The following is a 23011-nucleotide window of genomic DNA, read 5'->3' as shown; positions in this document are numbered from 1 at the left end:
GTCAACCCATGTCAGGTGAAATCAAGTGGTATCAAAGGTCAGTAAATGAGACTTTTGAAATTTTAAAAACCAGTTCTAATGGACTCAGCTCTACAGAGGTAAAAAAGAGACTAAAAAAATATGGAAATAATGAAATAAGTTTTAAGCAAATAAGTCCGTTTTTAAGATTTATAAGGCAATTCAACAATCCTTTAATATATGTTTTAATTGCAGCAGCTGTATTTACGACATTCATAGGTGAATTAATCGACACAGCAGTTATTTTAGGAGTGGTAATTGCTAACACAATTATAGGATTTATTCAGGAGGGAAAGGCAGAATCATCAATTGAAGCTCTTGAAAAGATGATGGTTCCAGAATGCACAGTGCTGAGGGATGGTGAGAAAAAATCTATTTTGGCACGTGAACTTGTTCCTGGAGATGTGGTTATACTCGGAAGTGGGGCTCAAGTACCTGCCGATCTTCGTCTTTTCCGGGTTAAAAACTTACATGCTGATGAAGCAGCCCTTACAGGAGAGTCTGTACCTGTTTCAAAGAGTGTTGAAGATATAATCGCCTCAGAAATTCCTCCTGCAGATCAAAACTGTATTGCCTTCAGCGGCACTTTCATCACCGAAGGTTCTGGTCAGGGAATTGTTATAGCTACTGGTGAAAATACAGAAATGGGTAAAATTGCAGAGATAATGAAGGAAACCCATAAAATTAAAACTCCCTTAATTAAAAAAATGGACAAATTTTCTGAAATCATAGTGGTGGCCATTATACTTATTGCATTTTTAAATTTTATAATCTCTTACTTATTCGGTTATGGACTTATTTACTCTTTTATGGCCTCATCTTCACTTGCTGTTGCGGCAATACCTGAAGGATTGCCCGCAGTACTGACCATAACTTTAGCACTGGGTGTTAGTGCCATGGCACGCAGAAATGCGCTTATAAGAAAATTACCCTCCGTAGAAACATTGGGCCGTGCCACGGTGATTTGTTCGGATAAGACTGGTACACTCACCAAAAACCAGATGACTGTGGTCAGCATCTACAGCGGAGAAAAAGCATACCATGTTACTGGAACAGGATACAAACCACAGGGTGAATTTATATTTGAGGGTAATCAGGTTAAATTATCCCAGGAACCTCCAGAGTTCATTCAAACACTGAAAACAGGCATGATATGCAATAACGCATCTTTAGTTGAAGATGATAATGAATATAAAGTGGTGGGAGACCCCACAGAAGGTGCTTTAATTGTATCTGCATTTAAGGCAGATATCACTGAAAAGCCACCTCAACTGGATGAAGTGCCCTTCCAATCAGAAAACAGGTTCATGGCCACCCTAAATCAGGGCAAAAATGAAAACATCATCTATGTTAAGGGATCTCCTGAAAAGCTGATTAAATTGTCCAGTAACCAGCTTATAAATGGGAAAATAGGGCATGTCCAAAATAAGCAGATATCATCTGTTGCCGATGAAATGGCTGAAAATGCTTTAAGAGTACTCGGTTTTGCATATAAAGTCGTTTCAAAGAACCAAAAAGAAGTCAGCCGCGAAGAAATTGATGATCTCACTTTTCTGGGGCTTCAGGGGATGATTGACCCTCCAAGGGAGGAAGTTATAGGTGCAATTGAAAAAGCAAAAGGGGCAGGGATAAGGACTGTTATGATAACCGGGGATCATGCCATAACTGCAAAAGCTATTGCTCAACAGTTAGGAATTGGTTTAGGGGAAGATAGGGTAGTTACCGGAAAAGAAATAAACAAAATGGCCAATAAAGAGCTTTCTGATATTGTTGGTGAAGTTTCAGTTTATGCCCGGGTCGCACCCGAACATAAATACAGGATAACCACCCAATTACAGAAAAGAAGGGAAGTTGTTGCAATGACAGGGGATGGGGTAAATGATGCTCCGGCCTTGAAGGCTGCAGATATAGGAATAGCAATGGGAATAACCGGGACTGATGTAAGTAAAGAAGCATCAGACATGGTGCTAGCCGACGATAACTTCGCAAGCATAGTAAAAGCAGTAGAAGAAGGAAGATACATCTTCGAAAACATCAGAAAAGTCATATTATATACTCTTGCTGCAAATGGGGGGCAAGGATTAATAATACTTGGCGCGGTACTGCTTTCACCATTTATCCCTCTTTTTGTGTTCAGCCTTCCTTTAGAGCCTGTGCAGATTCTGTGGATAAATCTCTTTGTTTCCATATTCTTATCTTTACCATTGATTAAAGAGCCCAAGGAGAAAGGACTGCTTAAATTTCCACCACGCGATCCTAAAGAGCAGATAGTGAATCGTTTATTTTTAAGGAAGGTAGGTATAGTTTCCCTGGCCATAGCAGGTGCAGGCTTATCCGTATTTTATATTTACGGGATACCCGCCTTTTCAGGTTCTGTAGATGCATTTACGGTGATACAGGCACAAACAGCAGCTTTTGCAACCGTTATACTGGCCCATATCTTTTATATCCTAACTGCAAGATCAATCTACGATTCTGCATTTACTTTCAGCCCGATATCCAATAAATGGCTGCTTATGGGAATTAGTGCAATGCTAATATCTTTATTAATGATAGTGTATCTTCCTCCGCTTGAATTCATCTTCAGAACAGAGGCCATACCACTGGAGTGGTGGATAACCATAGTGCTCTTTGCATTACCTGGATTCTTCCTAATAGAAATGGAGAAGTATCTGGTGAAAAGAAGTAAAATGCAATAATTGATAAAATATTTAAAACATTAACTGGCCATATCCAGATATAACTAAAAAAATAACATAGATAACTATTAATAATAACGCTTTTAGACGGGTTATTCCGCTTTTACTTTGTAAAAATATTATAAAAATTAAGATTAAAACAAATAAAAAGAAGGATACTATCTGGAACTCTGTTAGATCAGGAACTGAAATTGGGTTTATAAGCGCCACTACTCCTAATATTAAAGTGGAATTTGCTACAGTACTTCCCATTAAATCACCGATTGCAAGAAGTTTATATCCATGTAGCATTGAAATAGTCTCAAACGCAAGTTCGGGAAGTGATGTACCAAAAGAAACCAGTAAAATACCTAAATTCTCATAAATCTGATTTATATGATTTAAAACATAAAAATAGAGTCAAATACTAATTTAAATTAATGAACCACTAAAACAGGGGCTGCTGATTTTCTTATAACCCGTTCTGTCACACTTCCAAGTAAAAGTCGATCTATACCGTGTCTACCAGATGCTCCAATAACAACTAAATCGATATTTTCTTCATCAATAGTCTTTACTATTTCATCATATGGTTCTCCATCTCTGATTTTAGTTATTATTTTAATATCATGGGAACATTTGCTTTTATTTTCTTCCAATTTTTTTCTAAATTTTTCAATTGTTTCTTTTCCTTCTTTTTTGAGTATTTCATATATGTCTTCACTAAAAAATCCTGAATAACCTAATTGGAGTATATGTGTATCAACCACATGTAAAACTATAATAACTGCATCGCTCATATCTGCGACCCATAATGCATGTTTACTTGCTTTTATAGAGCATTTTGAACCATCTGTGGGCATTAATATCCTATTATATTTGTGGAAATTCATCATATAATATATTAGAGTTCATAGAATTAATAATTATCTAAATTAGATTATGCTAAAAGATTAAGAGGTTAAGTTAACCTCCCTTATAAACGAACATTCTTGGTTTGGAGTGTGTTGCGGCAAATCTGTGGTCAAATCCATACTTTCCATAGGGTAAATCAATCCACTCATCATTACTTTTTATCTGTACACTTCTATGCCTTGTAGAAAGTGTGGTTTCGTATTGAAGGATTTTACATTCTACACCCATTTTTTTAATATTTTTATATAAACAGTCTGACATAGCCCAGCAGTCACCACCATCTACAGTAAGTCTGGAAGCACTGCTATTAACCCCTCTTATATACTTAAATTTAGATCCTTCTTCCAGAATTCCTGAAATTTTTTTATTTCTTCACTTTCTTCATATGGATTTTTAATATTGACTGAAGGAACTTTTATCAGGTATCCGATTAAAACTTAAGAGATTATCCAGACTAATAATGCTTTTTGAATTATTATTTCCATATTCTGCTGCATATAGGGGGTTTATGGCATTTAATAACAATATTAATGTCAGTGCAGATGTAAATATTAGTTGAAATAACATTTTATCACTTATTAAATTTGTTAATTGAATTTTCAAGGATATCACATTATAAAATTTAATTATTTTAAAATTAAAAGACGTTAAAGAATATTTACCATTATGAAATATAATGTGAAGTAGGTCACTATTGATATCAGTTCTATTTAAAGTTTTAGACCTTAAATTAGTGAGATTGTAGTAATTTAGTATTCCATTGAATTGTCAATTCATCATGTAATAAGGATTTAGTTAAAATATAATTTGATTTTGTGTTTTCCATGGATTGTAGAGAGTAGATCTTTTTATTTGGAATTTTAGGTAATATTTTCAAGAATTATATAAGCAAAGAAAAGATTTTTTTTTACATAATTGTATTCATAATATTTTAATCTGTAATAATAAATATTATAATTGTAATATGTTTAAGGGTGATACGCTTGGAAATAAGAATTAAACCAGATTCAAAAGAAGAAAAATCTTCAAAACTTTATAACATGCTTCGTAATGGATTAAAAGGTAGATATGTATTATCTTCAGTTACAGAAGATAAAAAAACGGGAGAATTTACTTTTATATTTAAAGAAAGGTGAGAATTTGTAAAATGATCTTTCACTAATTATTTTTGATTCCCCTGATAAAATTCCCTGTGGTAATTCCTCCAAGAGAAATCTTTTTTATCTTATTTTTCAATGAATTAAGATTATTTTTAATGTTGGGACCTCCTGAAGCAATAATTTGAAGTGCATTCACATAAATAGAACATATTTTAAAGGCATACTTTTCAGTTTTCCCCCGGGCATCTATAATAACTGTATCAACACCTGTTTTTGAAATAAAAGGTAAATGGTCTATCAGACATAACTCTACAGAGTTTAAAATGTAAGTATGACATCGGTTATCAACCAGTACTGGAAAAACTCGATTTTTAACATCTTTAAGCCCTAAAAATTTGTTACCATTATTTTTATTTATACCGCTAATACATGGAATGCAGTCTTTAGAAATTATTGATTCAATGTTTCCCTGAACAAGAAATTCCAAAGAAACATCACTGCCCCAATTATGAGTAAGTGTCTTAATAATATCATTTTTTGAAAGTTCAGGTGATATTGTAAGCCCATTAAAAAGTTTGGATAATTCTTCTACCGATAGATGATTCCAGATGTTGAGCCCCGAGGATCCATATAACTTAATCGAATTATTCAAACCCAACAAAGCCTTTGCAGTTCCAATTCCATCAACCATAAATTCATTAATTCCAGATTTAGATAACTGCCCTAGTAACTTTAATAACATCTTTAAATCTGAATCGTAGGTTATTTTTGGCAATTTCAGGATAAATACAGCATCAGCAGATATACATAAAGATTTGGCCTCTAATATGAACTCTTTCATTTTTTCAATTTTTAAATCTTCTGATCTGCATTTTAAACTACTCTGAATAAATGGATCAAAATAAATCCGCCTGCAACCTCCATTAATAGCTCCATTCAAGACATTCAGGTCATTGACGTATATGCCTAATTCAGGAATTTTTTTTAGAGGTCTTTTTGAAGGAAGGGTTTCAAGTAAAATATTATTCAGACCTTTTTTTGAATTTATCAATTCTTCTTCTGGTGGAAGATATGATGAAATAATTTTATCTGCTATTTCATTGAATAAATCTCTTCTGAGCTTATTAAGTTCACTTAAGGATGCGAAAAGATTTCCAGGATATTGAATTCGAATTTTTTTAATATTAAAAGGAGTTCCACCAGTTTTAGTCATTTGATTTTCTATCGTCTTTTTATCAAGAGGCCTTTTTACAGCTTTCTCCATTTTAAAATCAGCACGTGTTTCTAATTTTAATAATCCTTTAGCTCCATCGAACTGGCTTTTAAGCGTAATGGTGCCGTTTTCCTGGATTAATATTTCCAGATCAACCATAATTTGATTTTTTAAATCATCAGAGATTCCATTGATAATTTCATTTGCTCTATCAATCAATATTTTTCTCCGAGTAATATAAAGAGATGTTCTTTTCTTTAATGGAAAATTAACTTTAAATTTAATCTTATTTTTATGAATTTCAGGAAATTCATTCATCACCATTCCATACTCTCTTTCCTTGGGATTTGATGGTATGAAAACAATCCCATCACCTTTTTGGGGAATAATATCTCCTTTGATTTTTATTAACGCTTCTTTCTTTTTATGTTCAATCAGAGAACCAACATAAACACCGCGGTTTCCTGGAAGATTTCGACCCATTATTCTGCTATAATCCTTTTCTAAGATATATCCTCCTGTAAAATCCCTGTTAAACGCTAATTTGAGGTTATTGATGTCTTCTTTATCAAATTTCCATTCGCCTTCTGCAATGGAATCTAAAGCTTTTCTGTATATGCTTACTACAATTGCCACATACTCTGGAGACCTCATTCTTCCCTCAATCTTAAGAGAACGCACATCTGAATTAATAATTTTGGTCAGATGCCTGTAAAGTGCCAGATCGCGAGTAGATAATACATATTCATCTTTTACAGGTGCTTTAGATAATTTGGTGGGCCTCCCATATTCATCTTTCTCTCCGGAAATAACTTTATATTTTCTTCGACAAGGCTGGGCGCACATCCCTCTGTTTCCACTTCTACCACCTATAAATGAAGATAGGAGGCACTGTCCAGAATAAGAATAACATAATGCTCCATGAGCAAATATTTCAAGTTCAATTTCTTCTGATTTAATTTTTTTACTGATTTCTTTTATTTGGGATAATTCCATTTCTCTGGCAAGAACTACACGTTTAAATCCAAACTCTGATGCCCATTTAACGCCTTCAAGGTTGTGAATGGTCATCTGGGTAGATGCATGGAGTTTTAAATTTGGGACAAGTTTTTTTGCCAGTTTTGCAACACCAATGTCCTGAACTAAAATCGCATCTATTCCTATTTCATACAAAAATAAAAGATATTCTGCCATTTTTTGGAGTTCATGGTCATTGAGGAGAGTATTAACTGTTACATAAACTTTTACACCTCTTAAATGAGCATAATTTACAGCATCTTGCAGCTGCTTATTATCGAAGTTATCTGCATAATATCTTGCCCCAAACTGTTTTCCAGCAAGGTAAACAGCATCAGCACCAGCATTTACAGCAGCTTTAAGTGCATCCATTGACCCTGCAGGTGCCAGAAGCTCGGGAATATCTTTATTCATTATTATTCTCCATTTAGGTGTGAAATAATTAATAAAATTAATCTGTAGAATGTGTTAGATTGATATTATTTTGTTTTTAAGATAATTATATGTTTAATAAAGTAGATAGAAGATTATAATTAAATAATATTTCCGTTATTAATTAGAAAATTACAGTTTTGATAAATAAATAACAGATTATAATCATATTTCGGATGATTAATATAAGGAGATAACATGTATATTTGTTTAGAAGGTATTGACGGCTCGGGGAAATCAACACAGATACTTCTCCTTGAAAAATGGCTAAATGATTATGGATATGAAGTTTTAAGGATTTTTGAGCCTACAGATTCGGCTACAGGTAAATTAATAAGAGAAATTCTTAAAGATCCAAGAGCAACAGAAGATAATTTCCAGAAAACACTTGCACTTTTATTTGCAGCTGATCGCATGGTCCTGATGGACACAATAAGAGCCGCAGAGGAATCTGGCAAAGCAGTAATAAGTGATCGATGCTTTTATTCAAGTATCGCTTATCAGAATCCTCAAAGTGTTAGTGACTCGAATCAAAAACAAGATAGTGACACTTCATGGCTTTATGAGTTAAATAAATTCGTTAAAAAGCCAGATATAGTAATATTGCTTGATTTGGATGTTGAAAAGGCAATTTCAAGATGTGATGGTAATGATAGTTTCGAAAATAAAGCATTCCTTGAAAAAATCAGGAATAGATACCTGGAACTCGCCAGAACAAATGATTTCTTCGTTATAAATGCCAATAATGGGGTTAATAAAGTACATGAAGATATAAAGAAAGTAATTTCGCCAAAAATCGGCAGATGCATCTAATTATAATTTTAATTAATTATATTCAAAATCAGTTATATACATAAAAATAAGTATAATTTTAATCATAATATCTTATATACAATAATGAAGTTCTAAAATAATTTTGAGTTTATTCACTGAAAATGGGAGCAGTGATATGGTAAATAAAGATGAACTTAGCGACATGATAATTAACACGGATCTGGAAAAGGTTGATGGTCCTAAAGATGTTTGGGAAAAACATATTGACCTTGATGATGGAAAAACTTTAATTGTAGGTTATAAAGAGGAATCAAAAGTATGCGAAGTTCTAACAAAGGGATTAACAAGTGGAATGAATGAAGAAAAGTGTGCCATTACATATACATGGTACTGGGAAATAAGAAACTCTGAAACATGGGATGTTCTTTATGAAAACCATGATACTGATTTAAGTTTTTGTTCAGAGGACTTAGAAAGAGCATGGAGTGATGAAAGCACATTTGAAGACATAGGGGATGTTCCTGGAACTGAATTATGCACATGGAGCGATCAAAATAATATCGAAGATATAGTTGATGATATCATCGACGATATCATTGATGAACTGGAATAATCTAAAAAATTAATAATCTATTTTCTACCTTCCAGTTCTTTTATCCTTTCATTTAATGATCTTAATATCATATCTTGAGCAATTTCAAGATCTTCTTTTTCACCAATAATAACAGGCCCATAATCAGTTTGTTTAACATCTACATCTAATTTTTCCATGATTTCTGCAAGTATTTGTCCTGGAACTCCTGCAGGTATTTTCATTTCATATTCCATTTGATCACCTATTCTTTGAGTAATTTTAAGCTAATTTCAATTTTTTAAATATTCTCTTACAGGTTCTAAGATCTTGATTAAATTATCAGCAACTGCATTTTTAAGGTCTAATGGATGTAAATTCCCATTTTCATAGGCTTCCATAAGCTCTTCATAATTTAATTCAAGATTTCCTCCAAATTTAGACGGTCTTTCAATTAACAGAGTATCCTGAACATCATAAATAAAATATTTTGCTATTTCTATCACTGGATTGCCTTCAATTTCTCCTGCTGGACAGTAACTGTTTTTTATCTTCTTTTTTATGTCTTCAGGAGAATCATCAATGGCTATGAAGTTTTCTTTGCTCGAAGACATCTTTTCACTGCCGTCAGTCCCATGAAGAAGAGGAGTGTGGATGATGACAGGTGCAGGTGACCCTACTTTGGGCAGATTTTCCCTTGCAAGCATATGGATTTTTCGCTGTTCCATCCCTCCTAATGCCAGATCAACATCTAAAAATAGCATGTCAATAACCTGCATTATAGGATAAATAACCTCTGCAACTTTATGATCCTCTTTATCTCTTGTAATTTGGGCCATACTTCTTCTTGCACGTGTTAAAGTAGTTGAAAGTGCTAATTCATAAATCTTAAGTGTGTAGTTTTCATCTGTCTGGAAGGAAGACCCTAAAATGAATTCAGTTTCTTCATTTAAGCCAAGGGCAAGAAAACACTGCTTCATGTATTCTGAAATTACTTTTATTTCTTCAAGGGTGCCTTTTCCGTTTAGATAAGCATGAAGATCTGCAAGAAGGATTTTAATCTTAAAACCTGCTTTCTGGAGGTCTATCATTTTCTTTACGGTAATAGCATGTCCAAGATGAACTTTCCCAGAGGGTTCATAACCTATATAAGCTACAGGAGAATCCTTTTGAAGTTTTTCTTTAAGTTCATCATGGGAAATTATTTCAAGCGTTCCGCTCTCTATCATGTCAATTTTAGCATCAATGTCCATCATATCACCGTAAATTATCTAAAATATATTGTATTGAGTAATTTAAAGAATTAGATAATATTTTTAATTTAAATCTTTATTTAAGTTTCATTTTATACAATTTAAATATTGTGTAAATCCTGTAAAAATTCTACGAATTTTTACGGCCCGAAAAATCTATCGATCTTTCGACGGTATCCAAAATGTAAAGAACATGGTCAATTTCAATTACATGTATCTGGGATCCAATCCCAATCCCTGCATATTCATCATTGATTTCAAGGTCTTCAGGTTCATAGGTTACAGGATGAAGTATTTGGATTGAATCTGGAGTTTTTGCAGTGACTGTAGTCTCCATCACATTTTCTTTTCTTGCAATAGGCGTTATTTTATCATAATCTCTCCATTGAATTGAAATTTGATTTCTTGAAATTAAATCTTTAATCAAAATTCTCTTCCCGTCAATGTTTAATATTTGCCCCACAGTTTTATCAAGTTTTATGAAGTCATTAATTTTAAAATAGGGTATTCTCACTGAAATCCATACTCTGTAAAGGTCTTTTCCCGCTGATTTATCTCTACCCATGAGACGTGGGGATTCTTTGATAATACCACCCATATGGTCTTTTATAGAATTTGAAAGCCTTTTTGCAACTTTATAAGAGCCAACATAGTAATCAACACCTTCTTTAAGCACAGCACGTTCTGAAATATAGGCCATTTTGTTCTTTTTTGCTATCTTATCGATATTTTCTGCAATTATTGCATCAGCTGTCATTATTTCTTCATCATCAGGAACTCTTTTATCTGTCCTTAACTGTATTACAGCTTCATAATAGCCTGATGCAAACTTACTGCACTCTGGACAAACAGTTCTAATGATTTTAACCCTAAGATTGTATTCCTGTTCAATAATTTCGCCAAGTACAGTTCCTTTTACATGAACAATGGATTCAATATTTGAACCCCGTGCAAATAAAGTTTCAACTTCAATTTCAACGTTTTGAGCATATTTATTAATGGTTATGTGGCTATTTAAAGTATTTAGAATAATTTCTTCATCAGATAGCTCTAATTCATGCCATTTGCCACTTATAAGGCGTGACTGGCAGTGTGCGCATACAGTAATTTCTATTTTCTCAGGTATTTCTGCTAAAACAAGATTTTCAAGAAAACAGGACTTACAAAGATTGTCAAAAAGTTCTTCATCAGTCTTTCCACATTTTGGACAAAACATAATATCAATCAATTAAAATAAATAATATTAAGGGGAATATATCCCTTATAATGTTTTTAATGGAGCTTTAGCACCGCAAGCTTCGCATTTAAGTAAAAATATACGATCTTCTCTGATTATACGTGTATCTGGTCTGTTACATTCATGACACATGATAAATCTCTTAACATAATCATCGATTCTGTCATTTATGAGATAATGGGTAAATTTCCCCTGCATTATTGCCCTGCTGCCTTCTAAATTTCCTGCAGTTCCTAATTCTCTGAGTAAAAATTTTAGTAGGTGCTGTGGATCTCTATTTAAAGCTTCGGCAATTTCTTTGAAGTTCTGTATTATGGTTCTATTTCCCTGAATTACTGAATAAGCTTTAGGAACGGTAAATCTTGTTGTTTCAAAAACCTTTTGTGGTAATTGATCTATTGCTCTATCTAATAATTTATCATAATCGCTCATTTTTTAACCTCCTTAACTAAAATAAATTTGTAATATTATAATCTTAAAAATAATATTCTAAATTTAAAGGCATATATATTATGCTTTTAAGTATATAAAAAATTGATGATTGAACGAATACTTCAATCATACTGTTTTAAGATAACCGGTTGCAGGCTCAAATACTAATCCCTGCTGCTTTAATTTGGTTATAATTTGCTTAACTTTGTCTTCACTTACTTTATACCTATCTGACATCTCGTCGGTGAGTATACTTACAGGTACTCTGCCACCATACTCGTCACTCAATTCTTTAACAATATCCAGAAGAACTCTGGCCTTATCACGATCTGATTTGGGTGTTCGACCTTCAACTTTGTCAATATCCACTTTACCGGTATCTGGATCAAGACCAACCTGTTTCATACATTCTTGTTGTAATTTAATGGCTCTTTTTGCGTCTTCGGCAGTAACTTCTTTTCCTAACCGTATTTTACAGTTTGCTTCAGACAGACGTACTAAAGCCTCAAGCTGACGGGCAGTAATCGGAACTGGAGAGTCATCATCCTCAGCGCTACCTCTCATCCCAACATAAAACTCTTGAAGTACCTCTATAGCTCCATGAGTAAGCTGTGGATGAACGTTTTTCCTTGCATATGCAATATATTTCCTTAATAGTTCAGGATCAATTTCAAAGGGTATTTCAGCACTTTTATGTATATTCAGAATATGCCCTGCAAGTTTCTTATCTCTTTCTGCATTTGGTTTGTCTTCAACAACAAATATTAAATCAAATCTCGAAAGTATGGGTGCAGGAAGGTTAATTTGCTCTGCTATGGATTTATAACGGTCAAATCTCCCAAATTTAGGGTTTGCAGCAGCAAGCATGGCACATCTGGAATTTAAAGTTGCCATAATCCCTGCCTTAGCAATACTTATTGTTTGCTGCTCAAGGGCTTCGTGGATTGCTGATCTATCTTCTGACCTCATCTTGTCAAGTTCGTCCACACAGACATTACCACGGTCTCCTAAGACCAATGCCCCCGCTTCAAGGGACCAGCCTCCCAGATCGTCCTTAACTGCTGCAGCAGTAAGTCCTACCCCACTTGTACCTTTACCGCTTGTATAAATTCCACGTGGAGCAAGTTTAGAAACATATTTAAGCATCTGGGATTTACCAATACCCGGATCCCCCACAATCAGTATGTGAATATCTCCCCTGATTCTTGTTTTATCTTCAAGCTCTTTTGCAGAACCTCCAAATAACTGAAGGGCTATGGCTTCTTTTACTTCTCTGTATCCTTGAATTGAAGGTGCAGTGGAGTTAATGATTTTATTATAAACATTTGGGTCTTTTGCAAGTTCTTTAATCTTTTCTTCATCTTCTTCGCTTATTTGAAGCTCTTCAAATTCCTGTTCAAGTGCCTCAATATAATTACAGTATAAATAATTTTTAAATAACTTTGTTTTCTCATCTCGAACTGTCTTTAGAGTTCCGGTAATTCGAATTATGTCTCCAGGAGTAATCATATCAACCAGATCATCTTCTAAGACTACATTAATTTGTCTTGGTTGTTCTCCTCCTGATAAATTTTCTAAAGGTTCCTGAAGCTTTGTGGTTTGAGTATCTAAGAATTCGGATTCTTCTTGAAGTAATCTAAATGATCTGCCTCCGCAATCATTACAGAGGGCAGGTTCACTGATCATATTGCTTTTTTGAGGAACTTCATGAAGCCTCATGCAGCTTCTGCACTCAAACATTGCATTTACAATCCTTGGACGGATTTCATTAGCCTTTCTAACAATCCCATCTACTGCAACGAATTTACCGATATATTTACTTCTAAGTTCTCTTAAAGGTACATTATTACTTACATTTTCAAATCTAACCTGCAAATCCGCATTTTTCCTTGTGGTATCAATGTTTTTAATGGCCTTTTGAGCTGCTTTAATAACTTCCTCGGGTTTCTCTATCAATAGATCAGCCAGATCTGGATCGAACATTTCCAGTTGTAAATAGTCAACTACTACAGATCGCTCATCTGGATACTTTTCAAGGGCTTCAAATACAGCATCTTTGTATTCTGTACTAAAAAAGTCTTCAAACTTTGCTACTGATGTTTTTGATTTTTCGGTTATGGTGTCCATCAATACTTATATCAGCAAATAACTATAATAATCTTTACTATAAAAAATATGACAAAATTTAAAATAAATTATAACTATTTATATTATTAAATCTTAACTTAAATGGCCAAACCAAAATGAAGATCAACTCAAATGCATTTTAATGGTGACATAATGAAAAGATCAAGATTAAACTTATTTAAAGCAACTTCAATGACAATATCCCTTCTTGGAATAATAATGGTGATAGCCACCATAGCTATTTTTGCTTATATAGGAGTCCAAGGAATTTCTTCAAAGTTAACAACCAATGCGGATACAGGGACTGCTTATGATGAACTTGCAGCATTAAAATCAGATCTTTCTGCTTTAAAATCTCAGCTGGACTCTACAAAAATGCAGGTCTATAAGACAGGAAATAAAAAAGCTAAGAAGGATTTTGTGGAAGCTGAACTTGAGGCTGTAAAGGCGGAATCTGCTATTGGCGATGTTGAAAGCGCTTTATCTGCAAATCAACCTATAGAAGAAGTTAATAACAGAATTTATACCGCAAAAACACAGATGCAAAAAGCCAAAGCCAGCTTGAGTAAAGTAAGAGGGGAGATTTAAACAAAAACCAAAATTAAAAAAGAAAAATTTAAAATAGCTTTTAAAAAGCCATATACAGAGTTTCATGGAATTGCTTGTCAATTCTGGTTTGTAAAGCATGGCGGGCTTCTCGTTCTCTTAATGCGAGGCTAATTGCCCTTTGGGCCATATCTTCAAGCTCATCACGCGATAACTCTTTAATGCGCTTGGCAAGAGTTTCTCTCGGCATGGATTCGCTTTCCATAAGGAAGTAAAAGGAGTTTTTAAATAGTTCTTCATTCATGTGTTCCATGCCATATTATATTGATTTTTATCATTAATAAATTTTGTGACTTTTTTTTATTATTATAAATATTTATAGGATGAAATGTGTGATTTCAGAAGATATTAACACTTTTTATTAAATTAGTATTACATTAATGAAAATGATATCATATCATAACAACCTTATGGCTATAATACATAGTCATGTAAATAATTTACGCTTTAATAGTATTCGAGACATGAAAAATAAGCCTGATTATTAATATAGAGAACAATCCGCACTCCATAGATTTCATCAATAATAGAAGAATCAAGGAATAAACAATAAAAGAATATAAACTCGTTGCAGATGGTTATCCGGTAAAATAAGTTTACAAATTGCCTTAAGAGCCATTTTTGCTTCCAGCGTTTATTCATCTATGGTTTCTTACCATACAAATATCAATTATCTTATTCAAATTTCCTTGAATATCAATTAGTAAATGGCACCAATCACATTTATTAATTATTTTTTTATTAATTAGCCCATTATACCAGATTAAAATAGAAAAATATTTATAATCATCTCATCATATCACGATCATTATAAAAATAAATTCCTATATTCCATTATTACTTCAAATTTATTAGTATTAACTAAAATAATTAAAAAAATATTGCGGTGTAATAAATGAGTTTAAAGGAGTTGCAATTAGCAGCAATGCTGCACGACATCGGGAAATTTTCCCAAAGAGCTGGAAATATACATCACGAAAAAGTTGCAGAGGGTGTTCCAGCAAAACAAGGATTTTAGCGTTTCTATTGGCTCTGATATTCATCGTTATAATGTTTTCATTGTAAAGAAAAAACCCAATATGATAGTTTTCAGTGGTTTGATAGGTGGAGGTTTAATAGTATCAACTATTGAAAATAAAGAATTAAAAAAAAGATATAACTATGATTATTTATTGCATCCATTTTGCCATTAAAAATGAATGAAATTATAAAAAAAACTGATTCTTAACAATTATATTTGCTGCATGGAAATGAATTTAATATCTGATGAAATAAAATAATATTTAAAAATAACGATTTTTAATTTATAAATTGCATTTGTTTTAAGTGAAAACCTAATATAGTTTTTTGGCTATTATATACATCTCCATACTTCCCTTTTTAGAAGATGGGGGTTTAGTTGTTTTAACGGTTTTAAATTTCTTTTTTAACTTCTTTAAAAGGTTTTCAAACTCTTCTCCCTGGAAAATTTTTATAATAACGTTACCTCCGGGTTTTAAAATTTTTTCAGCAATTTTAAGGGTATTCTCAGCCAGATCAATGGATTTGAGATGATCTATATCTTTTATTCCTGATAGTTTGGGAGATGCATCTGATAAAATAGCATCTGCATCAATTTTAAGTGCATTTTTAATTTTTTCTATGGTTTCATCTTCTGTAAAATCTCCAGTTATTTGAATGAAGTTTTCATGTTCAAAAGGTTTTATCCTTTGAAGATCAACCCCCACAACGAGTCCATTATCTCCAACAATGTCTAGAGCAACCTGTGACCATCCTCCTGGAGCGGCACCTAAATCAACCACATAATCATCAGGTTTAATTACTTTAAAGCGCTTATTTAACTGAAGAAGTTTAAATGATGCTCGTGATCTGTATTTTTCCTTTTTAGCCAGTTTATAATAATGTTCTTTCTTTTTTTCAATTTCCCATCTTTTTCCCATATTAAGCCTCAAAAACTTTGTTTTTGGGTTCAGGAAATGAAATTTCCTTCAACCTCAATTTTTTTCAATATTTTGTGCCCTTCGAAATCTATGATTTCCAAAAGTTCAGGAAAAATAAAATTTTCCTTCAACCTCTAATAATTACTTTAATTTACCATTGAAATTAAGAGCTTTACATACCGGGGCTCCTGTTTTAACAATTTCAGCATCTAATTTTTTATTTTCAATATTCAGAAGCATTATTGAAGGATCTGATAATCGGGGGACAGTTGGACTCCCTGGATTTAAAAGAAGAACATCACCAACATCTTTAATAAAGGGCCAGTGGGTATGTCCGGTTATTAATACTTCTACATCCATTTCAAGAGCAATATACTTTAACTGTTGGGTATCTCCTCTTGGATAGACTTCACCATGATTTAGCCCAATTTTAATTCCTTCAACCTCGAAAACGACGCTTTTGGGTAGTTTAACACCATAAGCTCTGTCCATGTTTCCCTGAGAACATTTTGTTGGGGCAATTTTTTGAAGTTCATCTAAAATATCTAATGAAACAAGATCTCCTGCATGTAGAATCATATCCACTTCATTAAACAAGTCAAAAACTACTTCAGGTATTTTCGATGCTCTTTCAGGAATATGTGTGTCAGATATAACGCCGATTAACATTTACAATCTCCTTTGAATCAATAAAATTATAAATTAATTATGTTTGGGTTTAACTATTTTGTAACAAAATTATTATGTGTGTATATTGTCAATGGTAAAATGATATTTAAAACATAACCGGATTATTATTTGAGTATTTTATTGTTTATATAAATAATTTTGGCTTATTTTTGGATTAGCCTTTTTTAAGTCGTTATAAGTTGTACTATTATTCTTAAAGTGAGATACTGAATATCATCATGCTTTAAATATAGGAAGGTTATTATATTTATGTTAATTAATATACATAAAAATATTATAAAATATTACCAAATTATTATTAAATCCGAACTATAACGGTTTCTCGAGGGTTATTTTGAGTGATACCATGCATGAAGTCATAATTTGTGAAAAGCCAAAATCATCTGAAAAAATAGCTAAGGCATTATCTAAAGATTCAATAAAGAACAGCTATAAAAAAGTTCCATACTATGAATTTGAAGAAAATGGGAAAAAAACAACAGTATTATCTGCAGTAGGTCATTTATATTCTCTTTCTCCCACCAGCTCCGGGCAGAAAAAAATTTTTGATATTGAATGGGTTCCACTCTATGAAAAAGATAAACAGAAAAAATATGTTAAAGGATATATAGATGCCATCAAAAAGCTTTCCAAAGGTGCAGATAAATTCATTCATGCATGTGATTATGATATAGAAGGAACTTTAATAGGGTACAATGCACTGAAATACGCCTGCGGTGAAGATAGCATAAAAAAGGCTTCAAGAATGAAATTTTCAACTTTAACTAAAGAAGATATCCTAAAAGCTTATGAAAATCCAATTGACATCGATTTCAGGCAGGTAGATAGTGGTATTGCCCGACATGTGCTTGATTTTCTATTTGGGGTTAATATATCGAAATATTTAACTTCTTCAATAAGTTCTGCCACAAAAAGATATGTTCAACTTTCTGCAGGGCGAGTACAAACACCAACTTTATCTATACTTGTAGATAGGGAAAAAGAAATTAAAAAATTCGTCCCTATTCCTTACTGGCTTATAAAAGCTGCTCTTGAAGGGGATATAATTGCTGATCATAAAACAGGGAAAATATTTGAAAGAAAGGATGCAGATAAAATCCTGGCTGACTGTGAAGGTAAAGATGCAGTTGTTAAGGACATTACTCTAAGAGAAACCAAAAAATTACCCCCATTTCCTTTTGATCTTGGAAGCCTTCAGTCAGAAGCATACGGAGTCTTTGGTTTCAGCCCTAAAAAGACCCAGCAAATAGCTCAAAATCTTTATACTGAAGGATACACTTCATATCCACGTACTTCATCACAGAAACTTCCAAAAAGCATTGGATACGACAAAATACTTAAAAAATTAAGTAAAAGCACTACATTCAAAAAACATGTGGAAGCACTCAAAAAACCTTTAAAACCAAATGAAGGTAAAAAAACAGATGAAGCACACCCAGCTATACATCCAACAGGCACATTACCTAAGAATTTAGATACAGACGATCAAAAACTTTATGAACTCATAACTTTTAGATTTATATCAGTATTTGGCGAAGAAGGAATTCAAGAATCTATGAAAACACACTTAGAGATTAATTCACAGGAGTTTAGCTTCAGCAGGAAAAGAATGGCTAAAATGGGATGGCTTGATCATTATCCCTTTAGAAAAATCGAAAATGATACATTCCCTGAAATCAAAAAAGGAGACACTTTAAAGGTTAAAGAGATTATTTGTGAAGAAAAAGAAACAAAGCCGCCTGCCAGATACAATCAAGCTTCTTTGATACGAGAACTTGAAAAAAGAGGTCTTGGAACAAAATCAACCAGGGCAAACATAATCTCCATACTCTATGACCGAAAATACATTGAAGGGCAGAAAATAAAAGTCAATGAACTCGGTGAACACCTTATAGACACACTTAAAGAATATTCAGAGGATATTACCAGCGAAGAACTAACAAGAAAGTTTGAAATGGAACTTAAAGGGATTATGGAAGATAAAATAACAAAAGATCAGGTTATTGAAGAGGCGAAACAAGAGGTATCATCTATTCTTGATGATATTGAAAAGAATAAATTAGAAATCGGTGAAAAACTTTATGAGGCTTATCAGGAAAGCCGAATTGTTGGAGAATGTAAATGCGGCGGTAACCTGGTTATGAAATACTCTCCAAGAACAAAGGGCACTTTTGTAGGCTGTTCTAATTATCCTGATTGTAAAATTACTTATCCCATACCTCGAGGCACCAATGTACTTAAAACAAAATGTGAAAAATGCGGCCTTCCAATGATATCATTTGGAAAACCTCGCCAGAGGGCGTGCCTCGATCCAAAATGCGGCAGAGAAGGGCAGGAACCTTCAAATGAAGCTGTTGGTGTCTGTCCTCAGTGCGGGAATCAATTAATAAAAAGAATGGGCAGATACGGTGAATTTATCGGCTGCAGCGGCTTTCCTAAGTGTAGATTTACAAAGTCCTTGAATGAGGCTGCATAGGCTTTAAATTGGATTTAAGTCTTAGAAATCTATTTTTATATTTAAGATCTTTCTAGTTTATTAGCTGCATTATAAATGGATTTGGTTAATTCATCACCTTCTTTAAATCCTAAAATCTCGGAATAACGATTATATAAGTTTTTCCAGCATTTTTCTATTTTTTCTTCTAATTCCATCCCTTTTTCTGTAGGATAAAGGTAAGATACTTTTCCATTAACCTTTCTAGTTACCAATTCTTTAATTTCAAGCTTATCCAGAAATCTTGAAGTTGTAGAAGGCTTTATATTAAGTTTTTTGCTTATTTCGTTTTGTGACAATCCCGGTTCGGTATTAATTAACATTAAAGCAATGGCATATGATGGTGAAAGCCCTGTTTTTATAAATTCCTCTTCTGCCATTTTACTTATTATTCTATTTAATTTGTTGCTGGTAAAATAAAGACAATTGCAAAAAATGTCACATGAATCCTCTTTAACCATTTATTCACCTATTAATTAGTATTTTATATTAATTAAATTATTTTGTTCTATTTTTCTTTAATAAAATAATTCTTCTTTGAATATATATGAATTTATCTTTATTTTATGATTTTATAGAAACATTTATATATTGTTTGCACATACAAATTAAAATTAGTTGTACATACAATATAAATTTTGAGGTGTAAATATGGATGTTTTGACTGCCATTAAAACCAGAAGAAGTGTTCGTAAGTATGAAAACAAGATAATTCCCGAGGGACATGTTAAAAAAATATTAGAAGCTGCCATGAGTGGCCCCACAGCTGTTAATCAAATGCCTTGGCAATTTATAGTGATTAATGAGCCCCAATTATTAAAGGAAATTCCCAAGGTCCATCCTAATGGGCAGATGGTGGCTGATGCTGCACTGGCAATTTTAGTCTGTGCAGATGAAAAACTTTTAAAATTTCCCGATTTCTGGGTTCAGGACTGTTCCATAGCTTCTCAGAATATTTTACTGGCCGCCCACAGTTTGGGACTGGGAGCGGTTTGGACAGGAGTTTACCCCCTTGAAGATCGAGTATTGGGGATAAAGGAGGTACTGGGTTTACCTAAAAATATATGGCCGTTGTCTTTAATCCCCATAGGTTATCCTGGAGAAAAACCTGCTCCCAGAGAATTATATGATGAATCTCGGGTTCATTATAACAAATTTTGAATAAAAAATCAACAATAATTAGCTTGATTTAAATTTTTAACAATAAAATGAAGTGATAAACATGAAAAAAAATAAGAATCTAAAAGTAGTTGAAAAATTCATTGAAGCCATATCAACTGGTGGAAATTGGCAAGATTATGTGACTGAGGATATTGAATGGATCGTTGCTTCTGCAAATCATCCATTAACCAGAGCAGCCATTCCATGGACTGGTAAGATAATGAAAGGAAAAGAAGCAGTTAAAAATTTCTTTGAACAACTATTTTCTGAGAAAAACTTTGAGTTTATAGATATAAAATTCACAGATATCGTAGGTGGAGAAAACAATATTGTTGCTGCATTTGGCTGGTTCAAATACAAGAGCAATCCTACTGGAAAAGTGGTTGAAAGTGATGTGGCCATAAAAATCACTTTAAGTGGGGGCAAAATTGCACAGTATCAATTTTATGAAAACACCTACGCTATTGCTGAATCCTTCAGGCTGGATGGTCAGTGGGAAATTGAGAATGATGGAAAAAAGCGACTAGTACCTTAATTATGGGAGATTAAAGATGCCAGTAATAAATATTGAATCACCTAAAATGTCGAAAAAACAAAGAGAATCCTTAGTAAAACAAATAACTGAAATATCCGCTGAAATTTTAGAAATGCCCAAAGAATCCATCATGATTCTCATTAAAGAGATAGATCATGAGCATGTAGGAGTAGGGGGAGCTTTACTCTCCAACATCCCCCATCCTTAACTGCAAATAAAGATAATAAATTGGTGAAATGAATAAGAAAAATTGATAAGAATGTGTTAAATTTTGTTTAATTTAGATATTTTGGAGGAAAAAACATGAATGTATTGATAGTATATGCACATCCAGAACCTAAATCGTTAAATGGTAAATTAAAAGACATAGCTTTGGAAATTCTAACGGAAAATGGTCATAAAGTACAAGTCTCTGATCTCTATGCCATGAAATTCAAGGCCGTGCTGGATGAAGAAGATTTCCCTAAAAGAATGAATCCAGAAGTTTTAAATCCTATAATGGAACAGTATAATGCAATGAATGAGCAATCAATTCCGGATGACATTAAAGAAGAGATGGATAAAGTTAAATGGGCAGATTTAATAATATTCCAGTTCCCTATTTGGTGGACATCATTCCCGGCCATTATGAAAGGATGGATTGACAGGGTTTTCTATAATGGATTTGCATTCAATGCTGCAGAAAATAAAATATACAATGGAGGATTACTTAAAGGAAAAAAAGCAATGTTATCGTTCACCACTGGAGCTCCACAAATAGTATACTCTGCACAAGGCCCTCATGGTGATATAAACCAGCTTTTAACCTACATCACTCATGGAATGCTGGAATTCGTCGGAATGGAAGTTTTACCATCTTTTGGATTATTTGGGCCTATTGCCATGTCTGAAAATGATGTAAATGCAGAAATAGAAAAATTTAAAGGATTATTGATAAAATTGTAATTCAATAATCTTTTTTGGAGCTTAAGATGATAAAAAATATTTTGAAAGCAGAAAGTTCTGATACCAATCGTTTAGAAATGTTCAGTGATGGAGTTTTTGCCATTGTGATTACTCTGCTTGTATTGGAGATTAAAGTTCCTGAAATGCCCCATCAATTTTTATCAGCCGAATTTGTCAATGAATTAATGCTTTTATGGCCTAAATTCTTTGTTTTTGCATTGAGTTTTGTGGTAATCTATATTATCTGGATGAATCATCACCAAACATTTAAAATGATAGTTAAGTCTAACCGCGCTTTAATGCTGTTAAATGGATTGTTACTATTTTTTATAGTTTTAATTCCATTTCCAACGGCTTTAGTTGGAGAATATCCGTTACAACCTGTATCTGCGGTTATTTATGGAGTAGTAATGGCTTTTATGGGGTTAAGCTTCCTTTTGATGTACATATATATTCCAAAACATGATTTAGTTGATGAATCCATTTCACATGAATTAATAAGAAAAGGGTTTAAAAGAGCTATGGTAAGTCCAATATTCTATACAATAGGAGCTATTTGCGCGCTAATATTCCTGCCAGTATCTTATTTAATTTATACTTTAATAGCAATTTATTATCTCATACCCGCACCTATGGAAGAAAAAAGTTAAATCATAATAATTTTCAAGAATACATTTCCATTGGTGAATATCAAAAAGCAAGAATGGGATTGGCTATTGTAAAGAAAATCACCGAAAGCAATGGTAGGCATGTTTGGGTTGAAAGTGATTTTTTTGTATGTTCTACTTTTTATTTTATAATTCCAATTAATGAATGAAATCTTTTGTTGACTTTTTTATCCTCTGACTCACAAAGTCAGTAGAGCAAGAAGCT

At 33.0% G+C, this 23011-nt stretch carries 25 protein-coding genes; 12 read left to right on the top strand and 13 right to left on the bottom strand.

Annotated elements, in window-relative coordinates; genetic code table 11:
* Positions 1–8 precede the first annotated feature (8 nt).
* Positions 9–2717, top strand: coding sequence for an HAD-IC family P-type ATPase (locus tag QMD61_07525; protein MDI6724481.1), 2709 nt, complete (start codon positions 9–11; stop codon positions 2715–2717).
* A 12-nt stretch (positions 2718–2729) separates the two neighbouring features.
* Here QMD61_07525 and QMD61_07520 read toward each other — a convergent pair whose 3' ends face one another.
* The 3 genes from QMD61_07520 to QMD61_07510 form a co-directional block, all read right to left on the bottom strand.
* Positions 2730–3065 (bottom strand): hypothetical protein, encoded by a 336-nt coding sequence (locus tag QMD61_07520; GenBank protein ID MDI6724480.1) that lies wholly within the window; start codon positions 3063–3065, stop codon positions 2730–2732.
* 68 nt (positions 3066–3133) lie between these two features.
* Positions 3134–3589 (bottom strand): universal stress protein, encoded by a 456-nt coding sequence (locus QMD61_07515; GenBank protein MDI6724479.1) that lies wholly within the window; start codon positions 3587–3589, stop codon positions 3134–3136.
* 73 nt (positions 3590–3662) lie between these two features.
* Positions 3663–3872: a hypothetical protein gene (locus tag QMD61_07510; protein ID MDI6724478.1), complete on the bottom strand. Its 210-nt coding sequence runs from the start codon at positions 3870–3872 to the stop codon at positions 3663–3665.
* 722 nt (positions 3873–4594) lie between these two features.
* Between QMD61_07510 and QMD61_07505 the strand changes: the two genes are divergently transcribed.
* Entirely contained in the window at positions 4595–4747 is a 153-nt protein-coding gene (locus tag QMD61_07505; protein ID MDI6724477.1) for a hypothetical protein, read from the top strand.
* A 22-nt stretch (positions 4748–4769) separates the two neighbouring features.
* Here the strand turns inward: QMD61_07505 and QMD61_07500 are convergent, their stop codons facing one another.
* Positions 4770–7355, bottom strand: a complete 2586-nt coding sequence (locus QMD61_07500; protein ID MDI6724476.1) for a DUF3656 domain-containing protein — start codon at positions 7353–7355, stop codon at positions 4770–4772.
* 216 nt (positions 7356–7571) lie between these two features.
* On the opposite strand from QMD61_07500, the gene tmk reads away from it, so the two are divergent.
* Together tmk and QMD61_07490 are read left to right on the top strand one after the other, a co-directional pair.
* Positions 7572–8186, top strand: coding sequence for a dTMP kinase (gene tmk / locus QMD61_07495; GenBank protein ID MDI6724475.1), 615 nt, complete (start codon positions 7572–7574; stop codon positions 8184–8186).
* A gap of 136 nt (positions 8187–8322) precedes the next feature.
* Positions 8323–8760 (top strand): hypothetical protein, encoded by a 438-nt coding sequence (locus QMD61_07490; GenBank protein ID MDI6724474.1) that lies wholly within the window; start codon positions 8323–8325, stop codon positions 8758–8760.
* 17 nt (positions 8761–8777) lie between these two features.
* On the opposite strand, the gene QMD61_07485 is transcribed toward QMD61_07490, so the two are convergent.
* From QMD61_07485 to QMD61_07465, 5 genes are all read right to left on the bottom strand, one after another.
* Entirely contained in the window at positions 8778–8975 is a 198-nt protein-coding gene (locus tag QMD61_07485; GenBank protein MDI6724473.1) for a hypothetical protein, read from the bottom strand.
* A gap of 36 nt (positions 8976–9011) precedes the next feature.
* A complete protein-coding gene (locus QMD61_07480) occupies positions 9012–9971 on the bottom strand; it encodes a tyrosine--tRNA ligase (GenBank protein MDI6724472.1) in 960 nt (319 codons plus the stop codon).
* A gap of 130 nt (positions 9972–10101) precedes the next feature.
* Positions 10102–11187, bottom strand: coding sequence for a 60S ribosomal export protein NMD3 (locus QMD61_07475; protein MDI6724471.1), 1086 nt, complete (start codon positions 11185–11187; stop codon positions 10102–10104).
* A gap of 45 nt (positions 11188–11232) precedes the next feature.
* Positions 11233–11640 carry a translation initiation factor IF-2 subunit beta gene (locus QMD61_07470; protein MDI6724470.1) on the bottom strand — a complete coding sequence of 136 codons (408 nt, stop codon included), beginning with the start codon at positions 11638–11640 and terminating at the stop codon, positions 11233–11235.
* A 126-nt stretch (positions 11641–11766) separates the two neighbouring features.
* Positions 11767–13767 carry a minichromosome maintenance protein MCM gene (locus QMD61_07465; protein MDI6724469.1) on the bottom strand — a complete coding sequence of 667 codons (2001 nt, stop codon included), beginning with the start codon at positions 13765–13767 and terminating at the stop codon, positions 11767–11769.
* Positions 13768–13920: 153 nt separating this feature from the next.
* On the opposite strand from QMD61_07465, the gene QMD61_07460 reads away from it, so the two are divergent.
* Positions 13921–14355, top strand: coding sequence for a hypothetical protein (locus QMD61_07460; protein ID MDI6724468.1), 435 nt, complete (start codon positions 13921–13923; stop codon positions 14353–14355).
* Positions 14356–14395: 40 nt separating this feature from the next.
* Here the strand turns inward: QMD61_07460 and QMD61_07455 are convergent, their stop codons facing one another.
* A complete protein-coding gene (locus QMD61_07455) occupies positions 14396–14617 on the bottom strand; it encodes a hypothetical protein (GenBank protein MDI6724467.1) in 222 nt (73 codons plus the stop codon).
* Between the two features lie 651 nt (positions 14618–15268).
* Between QMD61_07455 and QMD61_07450 the strand changes: the two genes are divergently transcribed.
* A complete protein-coding gene (locus QMD61_07450) occupies positions 15269–15391 on the top strand; it encodes a hypothetical protein (GenBank protein ID MDI6724466.1) in 123 nt (40 codons plus the stop codon).
* Positions 15392–15707: 316 nt separating this feature from the next.
* Here QMD61_07450 and QMD61_07445 read toward each other — a convergent pair whose 3' ends face one another.
* Positions 15708–16313 (bottom strand): SAM-dependent methyltransferase, encoded by a 606-nt coding sequence (locus tag QMD61_07445; GenBank protein MDI6724465.1) that lies wholly within the window; start codon positions 16311–16313, stop codon positions 15708–15710.
* 141 nt (positions 16314–16454) lie between these two features.
* Positions 16455–16982, bottom strand: a complete 528-nt coding sequence (locus QMD61_07440; protein MDI6724464.1) for a metallophosphoesterase — start codon at positions 16980–16982, stop codon at positions 16455–16457.
* A 367-nt stretch (positions 16983–17349) separates the two neighbouring features.
* On the opposite strand from QMD61_07440, the gene topA reads away from it, so the two are divergent.
* Complete coding sequence (topA, locus tag QMD61_07435; GenBank protein MDI6724463.1) at positions 17350–19479, top strand: DNA topoisomerase I; 2130 nt, start codon at positions 17350–17352, stop codon at positions 19477–19479.
* Between the two features lie 41 nt (positions 19480–19520).
* Here topA and QMD61_07430 read toward each other — a convergent pair whose 3' ends face one another.
* Positions 19521–19958 (bottom strand): MarR family transcriptional regulator, encoded by a 438-nt coding sequence (locus tag QMD61_07430; GenBank protein MDI6724462.1) that lies wholly within the window; start codon positions 19956–19958, stop codon positions 19521–19523.
* Between the two features lie 190 nt (positions 19959–20148).
* Here QMD61_07430 and QMD61_07425 point away from each other — a divergent pair, with 190 nt between their 5' ends.
* The 5 genes from QMD61_07425 (at position 20149) to QMD61_07405 (ending at position 22788) form a co-directional block, all read left to right on the top strand.
* Positions 20149–20658, top strand: coding sequence for a nitroreductase family protein (locus QMD61_07425; GenBank protein MDI6724461.1), 510 nt, complete (start codon positions 20149–20151; stop codon positions 20656–20658).
* Positions 20659–20719: 61 nt separating this feature from the next.
* Positions 20720–21193: a nuclear transport factor 2 family protein gene (locus QMD61_07420; protein MDI6724460.1), complete on the top strand. Its 474-nt coding sequence runs from the start codon at positions 20720–20722 to the stop codon at positions 21191–21193.
* A 16-nt stretch (positions 21194–21209) separates the two neighbouring features.
* The gene (locus QMD61_07415; protein ID MDI6724459.1) at positions 21210–21401 is read left to right on the top strand and encodes a 2-hydroxymuconate tautomerase family protein; all 192 of its coding nucleotides are present in this window, start codon (positions 21210–21212) and stop codon (positions 21399–21401) included.
* 95 nt (positions 21402–21496) lie between these two features.
* Positions 21497–22138 (top strand): NAD(P)H-dependent oxidoreductase, encoded by a 642-nt coding sequence (locus tag QMD61_07410; GenBank protein ID MDI6724458.1) that lies wholly within the window; start codon positions 21497–21499, stop codon positions 22136–22138.
* Positions 22139–22164: 26 nt separating this feature from the next.
* Entirely contained in the window at positions 22165–22788 is a 624-nt protein-coding gene (locus QMD61_07405; protein ID MDI6724457.1) for a TMEM175 family protein, read from the top strand.
* Positions 22789–23011: the final 223 nt, after the last annotated feature.

The organism is Methanobacterium sp. (assembly GCA_030017655.1).
GTDB lineage: Archaea > Methanobacteriota > Methanobacteria > Methanobacteriales > Methanobacteriaceae > Methanobacterium_D.
Note: the sequence above shows the minus strand (reverse complement) of the source record. Positions and strands in the feature narration are given on the sequence as shown.